General features: G+C 68.9%; 13 protein-coding genes and 1 pseudogene. 4 read left to right on the top strand and 10 right to left on the bottom strand.

All coding sequences use genetic code 11. The features are described 5' to 3' along the window. Positions 1-4 precede the first annotated feature (4 nt). The 7 genes from OOK07_RS20040 to OOK07_RS20010 form a co-directional block, all read right to left on the bottom strand. The gene (locus OOK07_RS20040) at positions 5-1,501 is read right to left on the bottom strand and encodes a TraM recognition domain-containing protein (RefSeq protein ID WP_266801987.1); all 1,497 of its coding nucleotides are present in this window, start codon (positions 1,499-1,501) and stop codon (positions 5-7) included. A 16-nt stretch (positions 1,502-1,517) separates the two neighbouring features. Further along, entirely contained in the window at positions 1,518-2,945 is a 1,428-nt protein-coding gene (locus OOK07_RS20035) for an ATP-binding protein (protein WP_266682224.1), read from the bottom strand. Positions 2,946-2,958: 13 nt separating this feature from the next. Beyond that, entirely contained in the window at positions 2,959-4,518 is a 1,560-nt protein-coding gene (locus tag OOK07_RS20030) for an SCO6880 family protein (protein ID WP_266797756.1), read from the bottom strand. Further along, entirely contained in the window at positions 4,515-5,864 is a 1,350-nt protein-coding gene (locus tag OOK07_RS20025; RefSeq protein WP_266682220.1) for a hypothetical protein, read from the bottom strand. Before OOK07_RS20025 ends, OOK07_RS20030 begins: the two co-directional genes overlap by 4 nt. After that, positions 5,854-6,663, bottom strand: a complete 810-nt coding sequence (locus OOK07_RS20020) for a DUF8175 domain-containg protein (protein WP_266797755.1) — start codon at positions 6,661-6,663, stop codon at positions 5,854-5,856. Before OOK07_RS20020 ends, OOK07_RS20025 begins: the two co-directional genes overlap by 11 nt. Before the next feature lie 185 nt (positions 6,664-6,848). Then, complete coding sequence (locus OOK07_RS20015; protein WP_016436843.1) at positions 6,849-7,157, bottom strand: DUF8827 family protein; 309 nt, start codon at positions 7,155-7,157, stop codon at positions 6,849-6,851. A gap of 516 nt (positions 7,158-7,673) precedes the next feature. Then, positions 7,674-9,047, bottom strand: a complete 1,374-nt coding sequence (locus OOK07_RS20010) for a S53 family peptidase (RefSeq protein WP_266682216.1) — start codon at positions 9,045-9,047, stop codon at positions 7,674-7,676. Positions 9,048-9,368: 321 nt separating this feature from the next. On the opposite strand from OOK07_RS20010, the pseudogene OOK07_RS20005 reads away from it, so the two are divergent. Then, positions 9,369-9,464 (top strand): annotated as a pseudogene (locus OOK07_RS20005) (putative immunity protein); the annotation flags it as partial. A 13-nt stretch (positions 9,465-9,477) separates the two neighbouring features. On the opposite strand, the gene OOK07_RS20000 reads toward OOK07_RS20005, so the two are convergent. Both OOK07_RS20000 and OOK07_RS19995 read right to left on the bottom strand, forming a co-directional pair. Then, positions 9,478-9,819 carry a DUF397 domain-containing protein gene (locus OOK07_RS20000; protein ID WP_266797754.1) on the bottom strand — a complete coding sequence of 114 codons (342 nt, stop codon included), beginning with the start codon at positions 9,817-9,819 and terminating at the stop codon, positions 9,478-9,480. 10 nt (positions 9,820-9,829) lie between these two features. Next, positions 9,830-10,675, bottom strand: a complete 846-nt coding sequence (locus OOK07_RS19995; protein ID WP_266583421.1) for a helix-turn-helix domain-containing protein — start codon at positions 10,673-10,675, stop codon at positions 9,830-9,832. A gap of 179 nt (positions 10,676-10,854) precedes the next feature. On the opposite strand from OOK07_RS19995, the gene OOK07_RS19990 reads away from it, so the two are divergent. From OOK07_RS19990 to OOK07_RS19980, 3 genes are all read left to right on the top strand, one after another. After that, on the top strand, positions 10,855-11,298 hold the full coding sequence (locus OOK07_RS19990; RefSeq protein ID WP_266682210.1) for an ATP-binding protein: 444 nt from the start codon (positions 10,855-10,857) through the stop codon (positions 11,296-11,298). A gap of 207 nt (positions 11,299-11,505) precedes the next feature. Continuing rightward, on the top strand, positions 11,506-12,147 hold the full coding sequence (locus OOK07_RS19985) for a Uma2 family endonuclease (protein ID WP_266797753.1): 642 nt from the start codon (positions 11,506-11,508) through the stop codon (positions 12,145-12,147). A 44-nt stretch (positions 12,148-12,191) separates the two neighbouring features. Beyond that, a complete protein-coding gene (locus tag OOK07_RS19980) occupies positions 12,192-12,971 on the top strand; it encodes a trypsin-like peptidase domain-containing protein (protein ID WP_266682206.1) in 780 nt (259 codons plus the stop codon). A gap of 12 nt (positions 12,972-12,983) precedes the next feature. On the opposite strand, the gene OOK07_RS19975 is transcribed toward OOK07_RS19980, so the two are convergent. After that, positions 12,984-13,652, bottom strand: a complete 669-nt coding sequence (locus OOK07_RS19975) for a hypothetical protein (RefSeq protein WP_266797752.1) — start codon at positions 13,650-13,652, stop codon at positions 12,984-12,986. Positions 13,653-13,735: the final 83 nt, after the last annotated feature.

The following is a 13,735-nucleotide window of genomic DNA, read 5'->3' as shown; positions in this document are numbered from 1 at the left end:
GGCGCTACACCGGCAGTTCGTCGTGCGGCCAGCGGGCGCGGCCCTGTTCCCGGGAGCGGAGCAGGGCCAGCGTCGGCAGCCCCCGCTCCGTTCCGGTGGCCAGTAGCTCCGGGAGCTGGGGAAGTGGAGCCACGGCTGCGACGTCGTCGAGGACGAGCGTCAGTGGTGGGTCGAGGCGACCGGAGGATGACCGTTCGGCCATGTGCCGGCCGCGCTCGACCACGCTTGAGACGAGTGCCGTCAGAAGGGGCATCGCGCCTGGGTTGGTTCTGGGGTCCTCGATGGATTCCCCCACCACATAAAGCGTGCCCCCTTCGTGGACGAAGGAATCCAAGGCGAGGGCATCTGTTCGGTTGGGAGTGCAGGCCTCGCGGATATTGACCGTGAAGAGAGCGGAGAGCGCTCGGCTGGTCAACTCCTGGGCCATGTCCCGGCGTTCGGGATGTGCGGTGAGCGCGGCCTCAAGTTCCCCCGCGGAGCCGGGGGCCGCCTTGGGGTTCGTACGGAGGATACGGACCGCGTCCTGCACCTGGGCGCCCTGGGACCAGCGGTGGACGTGGCGGGTGGTGCGGCCGTCGACCGCGGCGGCGTGCAGATAGCTGCGCAGGAGCGTTTCGGCTGTCGCGGACAGGGCCTGGTCGAGCTTGGCCGTCGGGCGGACCGGGGCGAGGAGCGCGAAGGCCCTGGCTGTTGCCGTCTGCTTGTCCTCGCAGCCGGCGGTGGGGGACCAGTGGAGGCGGGCCGGGGTGTCGCAGAGGTGGGCGGGGTCGTAGAGGAGGACGGGGCCCAGTTTCGCTCGGGCGTCCTTCGTGTCCGTCCAGACGGCCGGGTTCGAGGTGATGACGAGGGCCGGGCCTTCCGCGTCGCGTACGGCCTGGGTCGCGGTGGCCTGGCGGGTCTCGCGTGGGGCCACCAGGATTTTCTCCTGTCCCCCCACCATGACCGGCGCGCCGGTCAACGGCGAGGGGGCGGGCTCGGGGGTGAGTGCGGCTTCCTGGCGGAGTTGTGCCGGTTCCGGTTGAGGCGGTGCTGTTCTCGGGGTCGGCACCTCGTGGTGGCTCGGCACCGGCTCGGGTACGGGGCCGGTCGCGGGCGTGGGCGCCTCGAACGCGACGGCCTGTGCGGCTCGGCGCTTCTGCCGGACGGCTCGCCAGCGTACGAACGTTCCCATCGAGAACACGGTCAGGACGAACAGCACCATCAACTGGCCGATGAACAGGCCCCAGAACAGCCCGTATCCGGAGAGCCCGGTCGCCGGCGTCTCGGGCCAGGCGCCGGGGAGGTCGTGCGGCTCGCCGATGAGGTGGCGCATGGCGAGGGGGGTGCGGGTGAAGGTGACACCGTCGGGCCAGCCGCCCTTGGCGAACCAGCCGGCGAGGCCCGTGGCCGACCACACCAGCAGGGTCATGCCGAGCAGGAAGGCGAGTATGCCGATCAGGAGCCCGTCCGGGATGCCGGCCCGGCCCGCTCTGTCTTCCCGCCTGTCGTCGTCCGGTCTCACCACGTCCAGCCTCCCGCTACGCCACCGTCGACTCGGACGGTCCCTCGAAGTCGCTCAGGTGCTGTTCCACGAAGGCGGCCGCGCGCTCCTCCGCCTCCAACTCGGCGGCGCGCAGGGCGTCGAGGGTCAGGTCGCGCTCGGCGGACGACTCCGTCATGGCCCGGTCGGTGAAGACCAGCGGGCGTTCCGTCTCGGTGATGAGGTGTTTGACGACCTGGACATTGCCGTTGACGTCCCACACCGCGATGCCTGGGGTGAGCGTGGGGATGATCTCCACGGCCCAGCGCGGCAGGCCCAGGACGCGTCCCGTGGCCCTCGCCTCGTCGGCCTTCTGGGCGTAGATGGTCCGCGTCGATGCCATCTTCAGGATGGCCGCTGCCTCCTTCGCCGCCGAACCGTCCACCACGTCGGACAGGTGGTGGACGACCGCGACGAAGGACAGGCCCAGCCGTCGGCCGAACTTCAGCAGGCGCTGGAACAGCTGTGCCACGAAGGGGCTGTTGATGATGTGCCAGGCCTCCTCGACGAGGAAGATGCGCTTCTTCCGGTCGGGGCGGATCCAGGTGTGTTCCAGCCATACGCCGACGATCGCCATCAGGATCGGCATGGCGATGGAGTTGCGGTCGATGTGGGACAAATCGAACACGATGAGGGGTGCGTCCAGGTCGATGCCGACGGTCGTCGGGCCGTCGAACATACCGCGCAGGTCACCGTCGACGAGGCGGTCAAGTACCAGCGCCACGTCCAGGCCCCACGCCCGTACATCGTCTATGGCGACGTTCATCGCCTCGGCCGACTCCGGTTCGGGGTGCCGTAGCTGCTCGACGATGTCGGTGAGGACCGGCTGGCGTTCGACGATGGTCTCGTTGACGTAGGCGTGCGCGACCTTCAGGGCGAAGCCCGAGCGTTCGTCGAGGCCGTGGCCCATCGCCACCTCGATGATGGTGCGCAGAAGGGCCAGCTGACCGGTGGTCGTGATCGCCGGGTCGAGGGGGTTGAGGCGGATTCCCATGTCCAGGGCAGCCATCGGGTCCAGGCGGATGGGGGTTATCCCCAGCTCCTGCGCGATCAGGTTCCATTCGCCGACGCCGTCCTCGCCCTGGGCGTCGAGGACGACGACCTGGCGGTCTCGGAAGCGTAGCTGCCTGAGGACGTATGTCTTCTCCAGGGCCGACTTGCCGTTGCCGGACTCGCCGAGGACCAGCCAGTGCGGGGCGGGCAGCTGCTGGCCGTAGAGCTGGAAGGGGTCGTAGATGTAGCCCTTGCCGGAGTAGACCTCGCGGCCGATGATGACGCCCGAGTCGCCGAGGCCGGGGGCGGCGGTCGGGAGGTAGACCGCCTGGGCCTGGCCCGTGGACGTGCGCACCGGCAGACGGGTCGTCTCGACCTTTCCGAAGAGGAAGCCCGTGAAGGCGTCGGTGAGGACGGACATCGGATCCCGCATCAGAACTCAGCCCCTACCTTCGGATGCCGGTGGCGAACGGAAGCGTGTTCACGAAGGCGCGATGGTGCTCTCTGTCGCACCACTCCAGCTTCAGGTACGACTTTCCGGCCGACGCCCGGATGGTCCGCTTGTCGCGGGCCAGGGCTTCGGGGTTGCGGGAGGAGACGGTGATGTAGCCGACGAGGTTCACGCCCGCGGCGCCGCTCGCGAGGTCCTCGCCGCGCTGATCGATGCGGTTGTGGGCGGCGACGTCGCGGGGGTCCACGGTGCGGTTCATCTTGGCGGCGCGGGAGGCCTCGGCCTCGTCGTTGGTCTTCTCGGTCAGCATGCGTTCGATGGCTACCTCGGTGGGCTCGAGATCCATCGTCACGGCGACCGTTCGGATGACGTCCGGGGTGTGGACCAGGAGGGGGGCCAGGAAGTTGACGCCCACCGGGGTCATCGGCCATTCCTTCACCCAGGCCGTGGCGTGGCACCAGGGAGCACGGGTGCTGGATTCCCGGGTCTTGGCCTGGAGGAACGTGGGCTCCATGGCGTCCAGCTCGGCCGGCCAGGCGTTGCGCTTCGTCATCGCCTGGATGTGGTCGATCGGGTGGTCGGGGTCGTACATGGAGTGGATGAGGGAGGCGAGGCGGCCCTGGCCGAGGGGCTGGCGTACGCGGATGTCCGCTTCCTGGAGGCGGGAGCAGATGTCGGTGAGCTCGCGGGCCATGACGACCGCGAGGCCCGCGTCCCGGTCCACCTTGCGGCCGCTCTGGGGGCGGGCCGCGCGTGCCATCGCCTGCGCCTCGGCCGCGAGTTCACGGGTGAAGTGCATACAGGCGACGAGGTAGGCGCGGTGCTGCTCGCTGCTGGTCGACACCATCGACTGCAGTTGGTCGTACGAGCCCTGCAGCCATCCCGGTGCCTTCTCGTCGCCGCGTACGGAGACGTCCTTGGCGTGGGCGTCCGGGTCGGCGGGGAGGGTGCGGGCGAGCATCTGCAGGCGGGTGACGAAGCCGTCGCCGTTGGCCACGTGCTTGAGGAGGGTGCCGAAGCGGTCGACGAGGGCTTCCTGGTCCTCGGAGTCGCGCAGGCCGACGCCCGGCCCCTCGATCTCGATCGCGGCCGTCACCGTCCGCCGGTCGGCGTGGAGCAGGACGGCGATCTCGTCGGGCCCGAAGGGGGCGGCCAGCCACGTGATGCGGCCGATCCCCGGCGGCGGCCCGATCTCGACCTCCCGCCCGTCGAGGTGGGTGCCGGCCTCGATGACACTGCTGCGGTAGAGCGTGCCCCGCTTCAGGGTGCGCTTGTAACTGCGGTTGATCTCGAACCACTTGTAGAACGTGCGGTGCTTGTACGGTACGTAGACGGCCGCCAGCGCGAGCAGCGGGAACCCCATCAACAGCACGATGCGCAGGGAGAGGACGGGGACCAGGAGCCCGCACATCATGCCGAGGAACGCGCCGCCGACGATGAGCGCGATCTCGCCGGACTCGCGGTTCCGGCCGACGATCGCGTTCGGCCGGGCGCGGCCGATGAGATATGTACGGCGGGGCGTGACCGGATGGGACAGGTGGGACTCGGTCGTCAACGCCCTTCACCTCCCGTGCGGTTGCTGCTGCTGTTGCGGGTGTTGCCGGCGTGCGGGGTGTTCGCCGGGCTCGACGAACGGGGGGCGGGTGCGGCGGAGGGGACGGATCCGCCGGCACCGCCGTTCGACGGGCGGGTGCTGTGGGCGGCGACGCCGCCGCTGGCCGGGTTGGCCGGGCGGGGGCCGGCGCCGGAGGACGACTGGCCGCCGCCTCCGTTGTCGTTGGAGCGGGCGCTGTGGGTCTTGATGCCCTGCGCGACCATGGTCGCCGGGGAGCTGATGACGGCTGCGGCCTTGCCCTCGGCGCCCTGCATGATGCGGTTGTTGCGGCCGTTTGCGATCTCGTCGCCGAAGCCCGGGACGAAACGGTAGATCATCGCGCTGGCGAAGATGGCCAGCAGGATGATCGCGAGGCCGGAGACGACGGCGGAGAAGGAGTTCGGGCCGTTGTCGGAGGAGAGTGCGCCCGCGAGGCCGAGCACGATCACGATGACCGGCTTCACCAGGATCACGGCGATCATGATGCCCGCCCAGCGGCGGACGTGGCCCCACAGGTTCTTGTCGACCAGGCCGGCGTAGACGACGGTGCCGAGGAGGGCGCCCACGTAGAGGAGCGCGGCGCGGATGACCAGCTCCAGCCAGAGGACGCCCGCGGCGAGGATGCTGACCAGGGACACGACGATCAGCATGATGGGGCCGCCGCCGATGTTCTCGCCCTTGTCGAGGGCGCCGGAGAACGTGCCGAAGAAGGTGTCCGTCTGGTTGCCGGTGGTCTTCGCGAGGACGTCGGTCACGCCGTCGGTCGCCGATACGACGGTGTAGAGGATCAGGGGCGTGAACGCGGACGCCAGGACCGTCAGCCAGAGGAACCCGATCGCCTCCGAGATGGCCGTCGTGAGGGGGACACCTCGGACGGCCCGCTTGGCGACGGCGAGCAGCCACAGCAGGAGGGTCAGGATCGTCGACGCGGCGAAGACGACCGCGTACTGCTGCAGGAACTTGCTGTTGGTGAAGTCGACGTTCGCGGTCTCTTTGACTGCGTCACTGAGCTTGCCGATGGTCCAGGAAGCGGCGTCGGCGCAGCCCTTGGCGAGGGAGGAGAGGGGGTCGAGGGTGGAGGTTGGGTCGATGCCACCACCGGTGCCGGTAGTGCCCTTGTCGCCGTCGCCTCGTTCGCAGTACTGCTTGGCAGGGCCGATCAGGAGGTCGCAGGGGTCGCTGCTCTTCGATGCCGTTGGCGTGGGCGTGGGGGCTGCGAAGGCGCGTGTGGCCAGCAGAACGGCAGCAGTCTGTAGGGCGGCCACCACGCCCGTGAACTTGAGTACGCGATGCGGGCTACCGGGCATACGTGAACCCTCCGTACTCCTCGATGGCCTTGCTGATCTCGTCCGAGGTGGCGGCCTTGTCGTCACCGGGGACTGGTGCGGGGCCATCCTTCTGTGTGTCCGTGGTGATCTTCCAGTCGCCATTGACCCATTGCAGGTCGAACGTCCAGGTCTTCCACGTGGAGCTCACTGGGTCCGTCGAGCTCTGACTCGACATGCCGATGAGGCCCATGTACCAGACCGCGACTGCGGCGCTGTTGTCGCTGTACTGGATGACCTTGGTGCCCACAGGAATGGTGCGTGAGACGAAAGTGCTGCCGTTGGGCGCATTGCCGCTCGCGTCGAGGCCCAACTTGCTGAGGAAGTCCGTCGAGTATGCGGCGTCCATGGCGCCCTGGAGCTTCGCAGCTGCAGTGGGCGTATAGACGGTGTCGACGATCGCGTGGCGGCTGTCCGACTGGAACATGCCGGTCGACCCCAGCGCCACCGCATAGTTCGCCGCAGCGCTCTGCGCCCCCTGCTGGTCATGTGCGAACCCTGACTGCACCGGCTTCGTGCCGCTTGCTGCCGTTGTCGATGCTTTCGGCTTGTTTCCGGATCCGCCGGCCGAAGAGGAATCGTCTCCTCCACGGTTCGCGAAGGCGATCGCTGCGATCAGTAGGACCACCACGCCGACCACCGTGATCAGGCTCCGGGACGACGACCGGCCGCCGCGCCGTGCGCCCCCGTACACGTCGCCGCCCGTCTCGGGCAGTCGTGTCCGGGTCTGGCCCGTGCCGCCGTAACCGCCGGAGGCCTCGTGCTCGTCTCCGAGACTCATGCCGTGTACGCCCTCTCCAGCTCGTAGACATACGACGGTAGCCGTGCTGGTTCCCGCGCGGGCGCGGTGTGGTGACTCGACATCAGGGAAACGGAACCTCAGCCGGTGGGCACGACGGTGGGGGTGGGTGGAGGGGGCCGGGCGTGCCCGGAGGGGACGGGAGGACGCCTGCCGTAAACAGCCTGCTAGACAGCCATGCCGTACACGATGGTGAAGAGCGTGCCCAGGGAACCGATGATGAAGACTCCCGTGAGGCCGGCGATGATGAGGCCCTTGCCCTGTTCGGCGCTGAAGGTGTCGCGGAGCGCTGTCGCACCGATGCGCTGCTTCGCGGCGCCCCAGACGGCGAGGCCGAGACAGAGCAGGATGGCGACCGCCATCACGACCTCGATCATCACCTTCGCCTCGTTGCCCAGGCTGCCGAAGGGGCCCCAGTCCGGAGCGATCCCGCCGATGATGGTGTTGATGTCTCCCTTGTCGGCCGCAAAGAGCATGTAAGTCACCGCCCCTGGTGGGTAGTTCTGCAGTCCCCCTGTGGGGTGCAGAGGTCAGGCTCATTCTCGCCGACAATGCTGCCGTCGTATGTCGACTTGACGTCATTGCTTGGCGGGTTTCGTACGAATAGCACTTAGGTCACTCTGTGTATCACGGCATGTTACGCCGGGCAATGAGGCCTGAGCGGAACCCGTGGTGGGGTTCCGTCGTTGACCCCATTCATGACCTGGGCCGTTTCTGACGGCCGGTCGGGGGAGTGGTCGCGCCGATGTTCTCCGGGTGAAGGGTATCCCGGCACGGCGAACAGGCCGCAGCTGGTCGTCGGCGCCCCTTCGGTGACGGAGGGTCAGTCGCTCCGCCCATGATGATCGGGGACGAGGCATGGGAAAACGGGCCGCGGCCGGCTGCCGTGACCCGTTTCCCCTTCCATGCCGCCTGGGAGACCCCACGTTCTCCTCACTTCAGGCGGCTCCCCGTGACCCGGCGGGGAGGCCGTGCGGTGTTGTGCCGTGTGCTCAGCCGGTGAAGGCGCCGAGGCCCTCGGGGGTGCCCCAGCCGGTCGGGCCGTCGTAGCCCGACGTCGCGGTGCAGAAGTAGCTGGTGGAGCAGGAGCCGTTGCTGCCGCTGGTCACGTCGTTGAGGGCGGATGTGCCGGCCGCGTTGTACGGGTACTGGGACGGGTAGTCGCTGCTGCCCGGGGTGCCCGCGAGGGCGTAGACCGACGCGATGAGCGGGGACGAGGCGCTGGTGCCGCCGTAGGTGTTCCAGCCGGTGCCGTCGGAGCCGTAGGAGTCGTAGACGGAGACGCCGGTGGCGGGGTCGGCGACCGCGGACACGTCGGCGATCATGCGCTTGGTGCAGCCGGTGTCGGTCTGCCAGGTGGGCTTGGCGTCGACGGTGGAGCAGCCGGAGCCGGTGCCCTCGGTGCTGCTGGTGTTCCAGACGCTCTCGGTCCAGCCGCGGCTGTTGGAGGACGTCTTGAGGGCGGTGCCGCCGACCGCGGTCACGTACTTGGACGCGGCCGGGTATTCGGCGCCGAAGCCGCTGTCACCGGCGCTGGCGGTGATGGCGACGCCCGGGTGGTTGTAGTACGAGGAGTCGTACGTCGTGTCGGAGGAGGACTCCGAGCCGCCGTAGCTGTTGGAGACGAACTTGGCGCCCAGCTTGACGGCCTCGTTGACCGCCGTGCCCAGGTTGGCGTCGCTCGCCGACGTCGCCTCGACGAGGAGGATGTTGCAGTTGGGGCAGGTCGCGCTGACCATGTCGAGGTCGAGGGAGATCTCACCGGCCCAGCCGCTGTCGGCGGGGGGGAGGGAGGTCGTCGAGCCGGTCTGGCTGACCTTCTTGAAGCAGCCGTTGGCCGTGGTGCAGGCCGAGAGGCCGTACTGGTCGCGGTAAGTGGCCAGGTCGGCCTCGGCGTTGGGGTCGTCGTTGGCGTCGACGATGGCGACCGTCTTGCCGGAGCCGTTGGAGGCGGCCGCGTTGGTGAGGCCGTAGGCGGACTGGATGTCGGAGGGGCCGTAGCCGGTCGGGGCGTCGGAGGCGGCGTTCGGCTTGACGGTCTTGGGCGTGCTGCCCTTGAGCGCGGCCTGCTTCTCCATGAAGGCGGTGGTGCCGCCGGTGACGCGGAGCGCGTGGCAGGCGGCGTAGCCCTTCTTCGGGGTCGCGGCGCATGCCTTCGTGTACTGCACGTGGGCTTTGGCGACCTGGGCGGCGATCGCCTTGGTGCTCATCTTGTGGGCGGCGGGGATCGCGTCGGTGGTGGCGGCGTTCGCGTGAACGGCGGTGCCGAGCCCGGCGAGGGCGAGGGCCGCGGTGGCGGCGACTGCCGAGCCGATGCGGCGCCATCTGCCGGATATGTGGGGGGAGTTGGGGGTGGTCGTACGCAACGTACAGCCTCCTGGGCGTGGTGGGCAGAGGCCTGCGGTGGGGGGACTGCCGGAGGTGTCCGGCAGGGGCGGCGACCCGTGTAGACCATCGCTTGTTGAGTACGCGACAAACAAGACCGTTTCGGAATACTGACTTCCGCATTACTGAAGGGGGTTGGGGCTTACTGATCAATGGCGGGGTGATGGAGGGGGGATGGGGGAGGCTTGACTTCGTCCACAGCCTGGGGACAGAAGGTGGACAGGGAGTGGACAGGTTTACGCGCGTCACTCCTCGGCTGTCGGTGCTCCGCCGTGCTCTGTAGTGCTCCGCCGTGCTCTGCCTGGCAGCGCGAGAAGCTCCCGGAGGCGATCCGCGAACTCGTGCTTGATGACCAGCAGCTGCGCAACGACATCTGCTGGTCGGTGTTCGACTGCTGACTGTTGACGGGCGTCAGCCGGCGTGTGCGAAGTGGTCGAACTCGCCCGCCCGTACGCCGAGTACGAAGGCGTTCCACTTGGCGCGGTCGGTGGTCACTGCGGTGTGCGGGGCGGCGGTGCTGTGGATGCGGACGGTGTCCTCGTCCTCGCTGCCGAAGGTGACCTGGATCGGGGCGTGGCGGCCGCGCGGTTCGTTCTTGAGTGCGGCGAGGAGGGTGCCGAAGGCGGCGGGGGTGGCCGTGAGTATCGCGCCGGTCGGGTCGCTGGATTCGGTTATGTGGATGGTTTCGGGGGCGGTGGCGACATGGATGCAGGACGCGCCTTCGGAGCAGTACGACGACTTCTGCCAGTTCATTCGGGGTGCCTCACAACTCTCGCATCAGGTTGCCGATGAGGGATCGGGTCTCTTCCGGGCTCAGTGACACGGCGTCGATCCGGTCGAACAGCGTGCGGTACTTGTGCAACTGTGCCTCGGCGTCGAGGAAGGCTAGGCCATGGGCCTGGTCGAGGTAGACGGTGTCCAGTTGGGGTACCGGGCCGTGCGCATAGTGGATCGATTGCCCCGATCCCGGGTAGGCGCCGGCCTCGAAGGTGATGGCGCGCAGGGTGATGTGGTCGCGCTCGCTCATGTCGAGCAGATGCTTCAGCTGCTGCCGGGCGGCCGTGGGCCCGCCGACCTTCATGCGCAGGGCGGCCTCGTGGACGATGGCCTCGTACGGGGTCGGGTCTTCCTCGCGGAAAAGGACTGCCTGTCGCTTGATGCGGAACGAGAGGCGGTGCTCGATGTCCGGCGGGGAGAGTTCGGTGACTGCCTGGCGGAAGATCTCAAGCGCGTACTCGCGCGTCTGGAGGAGGCCGGGGATGCGGGCGGTGGTGGCGTCCCGCAACGACTGCGCGTGATGCTCCAGTTCGGCTAGGTCGGGGAGTGCGTCGGGCAGGAGTTCCCGGTACTGCTCCCACCAGCCGCGCGTGCGCTCGGAAGTCATCTCGCTGAGCGCTTCGATGAGGGCCTTGTCGGAGCAGTCGTAGTGGCAGGCGATGGTGCGTACCCGCTCGGGGCTCACGCCGACGCGACCGGCCTCCATGTTGCTGACCTGTGCCTGCTTGATGCCGAGGAGTTGACCGGCCTCGGTGGAACTCAGGCCTGCACGCTCGCGCAGTTTCCGCAGCTCCGCACCGAAACGTAGTTGGCGACCCGTTGGGTTCCTCACGGGCTTGCCGCCTCCTTGTCGTCACTCACACGGATGATGGTGAAGGAGATTCCTGGATTTCAGTGAATACCTTCACTGTATGTCGCTACCTTACAACTGGGCCCAGAAGAACACCGCCCGACGGGGCGGCACCGTCACTGGGTCACAACCCAACTCCCCACAGTGATCGGAGACTTCCGATGGCCACCGTATCCCCGCCCTGGGCCTACACCCTCCAACTCCCACACGATCCACGCGCCCCCGGCATCGCCCGTGCCACCCTCCGTACCGTCCTCGCCGCCCACGGACTCTCCGAACTCGCGCCCACCGCCGAGCTGTTGGCCGCCGAACTCCTCGCCAACGCCCAGCGGCACACCCGTGGGCCCTACGCCCTCCGTGTACTGCCGATGGAAACCGGCCGGCTCCGGGTGGCCGTATGGGACACCGACCCGAGGGTCCCGTCCGGGTTCGCGGACGGCGGTCCGCCGCCCGCCCTGCCGCCGCAGGACGCCGAGGGCGGTCGCGGGCTGCATCTCGTGCGCGAGTGCGCGGACGCGGTCGGGGTATCCGTGCTGCGGGAACTCGGCGCCTCGAAGGGCGGGAAGCTGCTGTGGGCCGAGTGTCAGTGGGGTGGTCTACGGTGACGGTGTGTGCTTGGAGTGTGACGGAGAGGTGCTGTGGTGAAGGCGGAACCGCAGGTCAGGAGGGGCGGCCGCGCCTGCGAGGGGCGCGACGCGGAGGCGGGTGAGGCGACCGCACAGTACGGTGGATTCGACGTCGAGCGGGATGCCGGATCTCCCAACGCCCCCGCTCACGCAGCCGATGAGGCCGAGGGACGGAGGCGGCGAGCCATGTCCGTGTCACCGCGTGGCCTGCCCGAACTGCGTCCCCGTCCCGGGAATCTGCGCGAGGTCGCCGAGACGATCGAGGCTGCGACGGGTCTGCGGGTGCAGATCATGGGAGGAAAGCTCGTGATGTCCCCGACTCCGCGTGGCAAGCACGCGGGTGTGGTGAAGCGGCTGCGGCGACAGCTTGAGAGCGCCGTCCTGCCCGAAGGGCTGGACGTGTACGAGGTGTCCTCGATCGCGCTGCCGGATGATCCCGATGACTACGTCACGCCGGATCTGATCGTCCTGCCCACCGAGTGGGAGGAGGACGACGACTGGCTGGCCGACCCGCAGGACACGGTGCTCGCCGTCGAGGTCATCTCCCAGTCCGAGAAATCCCGCGAGATCCGCGACAAGGCGGACTGGTATGCCGTCGCGCGGGTTCAGGTCCTCCTCGTCGTCGACCCGCGCAAGGGCACCTGGGCCCTGCACACCCGTCCGGACAACGGGGCCTACCAGGACGTACTGCCGGGGAAGTTCGGGGAGTCCGTGCGGCTGCCCGGGCCGTTGGCCATGGAGATCGTCACGGACGACTTTCCGGTGTACGGCGCCTCTCCTCGCGACCCCCAGCGGCAGAAGGGGCCATTCACGGAGAGATCTCAGTGAACGGCAGACTCTTTTCTCACCTTCATCGGACACAGTGGTGCCCGATGAAGCGCACCTCACGCATCAGCCGCCGCACAGCGACGCCGGTATACGCCGCCATCGTGCTGCTCGTGCCTGCCCTCACCTCCGCCTCCCTGGCGTCCGCCGACGACGGGCCCGGGCCGTTCGGAGTGACCGCTGTCGCGGCGGTGAGTGGGCAGAGCGCGAGAGTCGGGGCGCTCTTCGGCGCCGATCGGAGATCGTCCCTCGCGGGCGGACACTTCTGCACCGCCTCCGTCGTCCACAGCCCGAACCGCAATCTCGTCGTCACCGCGGCCCACTGCCTGGACGGCACCGGGAACGGAGACGTCGTGTTCGTGCCCGGGTACCGCGACGGAAAGGCGCCGTACGGGGTGTGGACGGTCCACAGGGCCTTCCTGCCCGACGGGTGGGCCAAGGGACAGCACGAGGACAGTGACGTCGCCTTCGCCGTCCTCGGTGACAAGGACGGCAAGGGCGTCGAGGACGTCGTCGGCGGCAACCGGTTCGTGCCCGGTGTGGCGACCGGGGCCACCGCCGTCACGATCACCGGGTATCCCAGCTCCGGCGAGGTCCCCGTCAGCTGCACCAACAAACCGACCGAGCACAGCCGTATGCAGCAGCGGATCGAGTGTCCCGGCCTCACGGGAGGGACCAGCGGCAGTCCCTGGATCAACGGGGACCGGCAGGTCGTCGGGATCCTGGGCGGGCACGAGCAGGGCGGGCTCACGGCCGACATCTCGTACAGCGTCGTGCTCGGCGCGGAGGCGGCGGAGCTGTACCGGGACGCCGCCGCCGATCCCTGATCCGGCCGGGCGCTAACTCGACGCGTTGACGATGTACAGGGCGATCCAGGAGACCACCAGCAGGATCGGTACGTAGGCCGACGGGCGCTGGTGGATCGGCTTGCCCGGGTCCATGACGACGCCCGTCGGGGACGGCGACGGCTGCGGCAGCCGCGCGAGACGGAAGTGGACCACCAGGTTCCACAGCAGGGTCGCCCAGCCGAAGAAGACCAGGGAGACCGGGCTCCACCAGCCGCCGGCGAGGGTCTTGGTGGTCATGTCCCGGTGGATCGCGACCCCGCAGGAGCGGCACAGGGGGCCCTCCATCTTGGAGAAGCGCATCGCGAGGACCATGCCCGTGTGCTGGCGGACGGTGATGTTTCCGGCCGGGGCCGCGCCGCAGATACGGCAGACGGGACCGGGACCGGGACCGGGACCGGGCGCGGGGGCGTATCCCTGAGGTGCGGCCTGGCCGGCACCCGGCTGCGGGGCGTACGGCTGCTGTCCGTAGGCCTGTTGCGGGTACGCCTGTTGCGGGGAGGCCGGTTGTCCGTACGGCCCCTGCCCGTGGCCCTGCTGTTGTCCGTACGCCGCGTTCGGGGCGCCGTACGGCGCAGACGGGGACCCATTTGGCGCGTAACCGCCTTGCGGGGCGTAGGGGTTGCCCGGAGCCGGATTCTGGGGCGGGTAAGGCGTCGCCACGTGCGGGTTCTCCTTCTGCGTGATCACCCCGGAACGCGGGACGCGCCCCTACACTGACGTGGGCGAACGGACTCCCGGGCGAC

The sequence above is a fragment of the Streptomyces sp. NBC_00078 genome, assembly GCF_026343335.1.
Taxonomy (GTDB): Bacteria; Actinomycetota; Actinomycetes; order Streptomycetales; family Streptomycetaceae; genus Streptomyces.
This window is presented reverse-complemented; position numbering and strand designations above follow the sequence as displayed.

Coding starts and splice junctions, on each gene's coding strand:
- OOK07_RS19990 (WP_266682210.1), top strand. CDS start 10,855: ATGGCCACCGTATCCCCGCCCTGGGCCTACACCCTCCAACTCCCACAC.
- OOK07_RS19980 (WP_266682206.1), top strand. CDS start 12,192: ATGAAGCGCACCTCACGCATCAGCCGCCGCACAGCGACGCCGGTATAC.
- OOK07_RS19985 (WP_266797753.1), top strand. CDS start 11,506: ATGTCCGTGTCACCGCGTGGCCTGCCCGAACTGCGTCCCCGTCCCGGG.
- OOK07_RS20020 (WP_266797755.1), bottom strand. CDS start 6,663: ATGAGTCTCGGAGACGAGCACGAGGCCTCCGGCGGTTACGGCGGCACG.
- OOK07_RS20035 (WP_266682224.1), bottom strand. CDS start 2,945: ATGCGGGATCCGATGTCCGTCCTCACCGACGCCTTCACGGGCTTCCTC.
- OOK07_RS20015 (WP_016436843.1), bottom strand. CDS start 7,157: ATGCTCTTTGCGGCCGACAAGGGAGACATCAACACCATCATCGGCGGG.
- OOK07_RS20000 (WP_266797754.1), bottom strand. CDS start 9,819: ATGAACTGGCAGAAGTCGTCGTACTGCTCCGAAGGCGCGTCCTGCATC.
- OOK07_RS20025 (WP_266682220.1), bottom strand. CDS start 5,864: ATGCCCGGTAGCCCGCATCGCGTACTCAAGTTCACGGGCGTGGTGGCC.